Annotated in this window: 4 protein-coding genes and 1 pseudogene; 4 read left to right on the top strand and 1 reads right to left on the bottom strand. The window is 66.2% G+C overall.

The features are described 5' to 3' along the window. The 3 genes from BGN95_RS03915 to BGN95_RS03905 form a co-directional block, all read left to right on the top strand. Positions 1 to 930: helix-turn-helix transcriptional regulator (locus tag BGN95_RS03915; protein WP_286771674.1), on the top strand; the 930-nt coding region annotated here is incomplete at its 5' end. 93 nt (positions 931 to 1,023) lie between these two features. After that, the gene (locus BGN95_RS03910; protein ID WP_265268634.1) at positions 1,024 to 2,193 is read left to right on the top strand and encodes a sulfotransferase family protein; all 1,170 of its coding nucleotides are present in this window, start codon (positions 1,024 to 1,026) and stop codon (positions 2,191 to 2,193) included. Between the two features lie 3 nt (positions 2,194 to 2,196). Further along, entirely contained in the window at positions 2,197 to 2,631 is a 435-nt protein-coding gene (locus BGN95_RS03905) for a nuclear transport factor 2 family protein (protein WP_179511114.1), read from the top strand. A 113-nt stretch (positions 2,632 to 2,744) separates the two neighbouring features. Here BGN95_RS03905 and BGN95_RS03900 read toward each other — a convergent pair whose 3' ends face one another. After that, positions 2,745 to 3,512 (bottom strand): SDR family NAD(P)-dependent oxidoreductase, encoded by a 768-nt coding sequence (locus tag BGN95_RS03900; RefSeq protein ID WP_286771673.1) that lies wholly within the window; start codon positions 3,510 to 3,512, stop codon positions 2,745 to 2,747. Between the two features lie 161 nt (positions 3,513 to 3,673). On the opposite strand from BGN95_RS03900, the pseudogene BGN95_RS03895 reads away from it, so the two are divergent. After that, positions 3,674 to 3,859 (top strand): annotated as a pseudogene (locus BGN95_RS03895) (LLM class flavin-dependent oxidoreductase); the annotation flags it as partial.

Here is a 3,859-nt window from a genome sequence, read left to right as displayed (position 1 = left end):
CCGGGGACGATCCTCACCCCCGATGCGCCGACGGTAACCGCCGACGAATATGCCGAGAGCTTCTTCGCCAGCGATCCGTTCAAGGGATTGCCCGAGGGCAAGGTGACCGCCTTCGCCGAATTCCTCGGCGGCGAGGCGGCGCGCGACAGCGATTTCTACCGCGATTTCCTCGCCGCGGCGGGGGGCGACCAGATTCTCGGGGTCGATCTGCGGTTCGAGAGCGGGTTCGAGGCGCGGCTGCGCGCGACGCGCGATCGCAGCCTGCCCGATTTCGGCCCGGCCGAGCGCGAAGCGTTCCAGGCGATCGTCCCGCATCTGCGCCACGCGATCGGGCTGTTCGAGCGGCTCCAGGTCTCGGGCGCCGAACATGGCGTCTATCGCGGCACGGTCGAGCAGATGGGGGTCGCCGCGATCATCCTCAATCGCGACGGGCGGGTGGTGCGCACCAATGTCGTCGCCGATCGCCTGCTGGAGGCGGGGGACGGGCTCACCCTCGCCGATTGCCGGCTGCGGCTGAAGGACGGATCGCAGCGCAAAGAGTTGGAGGCCTTGCTCAAATCGCTCGACGCCAACCCCGCGCCGCAGCGCTTTCGCATCGCCCGCGCCTCGGGGCGCGATCTCGCCGCGATCGCCAAGCCGATTGCCGCGCCCGCGTTCATGCGCGGCGGCGCGGCGCTCGCGCTGTTCGTCAGCGATCCGGGGCAGGAGGCGCAGCTCGAACCCGAGGCGATCCGCGATCTGTTCCAGCTCACCCGGATGGAGGCCAATCTCGCGGTCGCGCTGGCGAGCGGGCGATCGCTGGTCGATGCTGCCGATGCGCTGGGCATCGCGCACAATACCGCGCGATCGCATCTGCGCTCGATCTTCGCCAAGACCGGCGCGCGCCGACAGTCGCAGCTCGTCCATCTGCTCCACGGCGGCGTGCAATAGGCTTGAAAGATTTTGCGTCGCTGCTAGCATGAATTGATACGAATCCTGTGAATCAAGCGCAGGAATGACATCGATATGCGAAGGAGAGACGGCGTGGGTCAAGAGCGTGTTCCGGATCGTGAGGCGCTGGTCGCCGAGGCGCGAGCGCAGACCGGGTTGGGTGATTTCGGCAACACTTGGTTTTTCGCCAATATCGATGCGCTGATCCCGTCGCTGAACAATGACGCGCAGCTCAGCCCCGCGGGGGTCGCGGTGGCGAAGGGGATGATCGTCAACGGGCTGGTCAACCGGCTGCGGCATGTCGAGCTGCTCAAGCAGCATCCCGAAATCCTCGACGAGAAGGTCGAGGTTGCCGCGGTGGTGGTCGGGTTGCCGCGCACCGGCAGCACGATGCTCCACCGCATGCTCGCCGCCGCCCCGGGGATGACCGGGGTGCGCTGGTTCGAGGCGCAGAATTATTCGCCTTTCCCCGGCGAGGAGCGCGGCAATCCCGCGCAGCGGCGCGCGGCGGCGCAGGGGCTGCTCGACTATATGGTCGCCAATATCCCCGATCTGATGTCGATCCACCCGATGAGCCTCGACCAGCCCGACGAGGAACTGATCGTGCTCGGCCAGCTTTATTCGAGCACGATGATCGAGGGCACCTATCACGTCCCCGGCTTCGCGCACTGGCTGACCGCGCCGGAAACCGATCGCACGCAATGCTATCGCGATCTCAAGCAGATCCTCCAGTCGCTCCAGTGGCAGGATCCGTCGCGCAAGGGCGCGCGCTGGGTGCTCAAGACCCCGGGGCATCTGATGGCGCTCGATGCGGTGATCGAGGTGTTCCCCGAGGCCAAAATCGTGATGACGCATCGCGATCCGGTGGCGACCGTGCCGTCTTACTGCAGCATGGAATATAGCCTCTATCAGATGGTCTCCGAGACGATCGATCGCGAAAGCGTCGCGCGTTTCTGGGTGCCGCGGCTGGCCGAATTGCTCGACGGATTCATGCGGGTGCGGCGGGAGACCGGCGGGCGCAATTTCGTCGACGTGCGTTATGCCGATCTCCTGTCCGATCCGATCGGGCAGGGCGCGCGGGTGCTGGAAGCCGCGGGGGTCGATGTTACCCCCGAGGTGCGCGCCGGGATGGAACAATGGGTCGAGCACAACAAGCGCGAGGATCGCGCGCCGCATAAATACAGCCTCGAGGATTTCGGGCTGAACAAGGCCGAGGTCGAGCGTCCGTTTGCCGATTATCGCGCCAAATTCCTCGCGGCCTGAGCGGTGGGCGGCGATGCCTATGAGGAAATACGCGCGCTCAAGGCGCGCTATTTCCGCGCGATCGATACGCAGGACTGGGCGCTGCTGCGCACCCTGTTCACCGACGATGCGGTGACCGATTTCCGCGATTCCGTGTCCCCGCGCGACGAGGCGTTGCTGATCCGCGGGGCGGACGGCTTCGTCGCGTCGGTGTCGGGGGCGCTGGCGGGGGCGCGGTCGGCGCATCACGGGCATAATCCCGAAATCACGCTCACCGGCAGCGACACCGCTGAGGGCATCTGGGCGATGGACGATTATATTTGGGCCGGCCCCGCTTGCGCGTTGCCGTTCGGGACGCTCCACGGTTTCGGCCATTATCACGAACTGTATGTCCGCCAGGACGGGCGCTGGCTGATCGCCGAAACCCGTCTGACCCGCATCCGCGTCGAGACGCATTGAGCGACTTCCAATCCGTCATTCCCGCGCAGGCGGGAATCCATTCTCGCAGGTCGTCGAAAGAGCCGCTCCGCCAGCCAGAATGGATTCCCGCCTGCGCGGGAATGACGTGAACCTCACGCCGCGGGCATCGGCGGATAGCTGGCGAGGAACCCTGCGTCGGCGATCATATATTGGCCGTTGATCCCCCCCGAGCGCGGGCTGGCGAGGAACAGCGCCAGTTCGGCGATATGCTGCGGGGTGAGCATCCCGGCATAGGGCGTCGCTTCGAGCGTATCGGCCGGGGCAATCGAGGGCACGCCCTCGATCCCGAGAATCGCGGTCGCCACCGGGCCGGGGCAGATGCCGTTGACGCGGGTGCCGCGCGCCGCGAATGCCTGCGACGAGGAGCGTACCAGCCCGATCACGCCATGTTTGGCCGAGCTATAGGCGGCGGCGACGCCGAGCCCGATCACGCCGGAGGTGGACGCGGTGACCACCGCCGCGCCATTCTTCGACAGCGCCGGGAGCACCGCCTTCAGCCCGAGGAACGCGCCCTTGAGGTTGATCGCGAACATCCGCTCGAAATTGGCTTCGGTCTCTTCCTCAAACGGCGTCTGCACATAAGCGCCGGCGTTGAGATAGGCGGCGTCGAGCGCGCCGAACCGGTCGATCGCGGCCTTGACCATCGCCTGATTGTCGTCGGCCTTGGCCACGTCCGCGGCGACGGCATGCGCGCGCGCGCCGGTCTTGCGGATCAGCTCGGCGACGGCTTCCGCGCCGTCGCGGTTCATGTCGGCGACGACCACCGCCGCGCCTTCCTCGGCGAAACGTTGCGCCGCGGCGGCGCCGATCCCCGACGCCGCACCCGTCACCAGCACTGCCTTGCCTTCGAACATGCCCATCTTTCGCGATCCTCTCCTAAGTGGCGCGAGCCTAGCCGCGCGCGGGCGGCGGCGCCTGCTCCAAATGGACCAGATGGGGCGATGACGAATTGGTCCAAATTGATGAGGCGGGGGTGGGGGTGCCGATTACGGTCGGCGGGGTAGTTCATGTGAGAAACGCTATGAAATTCTCGATCATTTACGAAGCCCAGATGGTGGACACGTCGCGCGAGAACGAGGCGCGGACGTTCCATGAAATCATCGAGCAGTCGTTGCTCGCCGAGGAAATGGGCTTCGATAACGTGTGGGCGGTCGAGCATACCGCGCTGACCCAATATGCGCATATGTCGGCGCCCGAGACCTTCCTC

It is taken from the genome of Sphingomonas sp. 66-10, from assembly GCF_001897045.1.
GTDB classification, from domain to species: Bacteria; Pseudomonadota; Alphaproteobacteria; order Sphingomonadales; family Sphingomonadaceae; genus Sphingomonas; species Sphingomonas lycopersici.
The sequence above is the reverse complement of the archived record's forward strand: the minus strand, read 5'-3'. Positions and strand labels throughout refer to the sequence as shown.

Excerpts from the sequence above, each read along its gene's own strand:
- BGN95_RS03900 (WP_286771673.1), bottom strand. The coding sequence starts at position 3,512 with ATGGGCATGTTCGAAGGCAAGGCAGTGCTGGTGACGGGTGCGGCGTCG.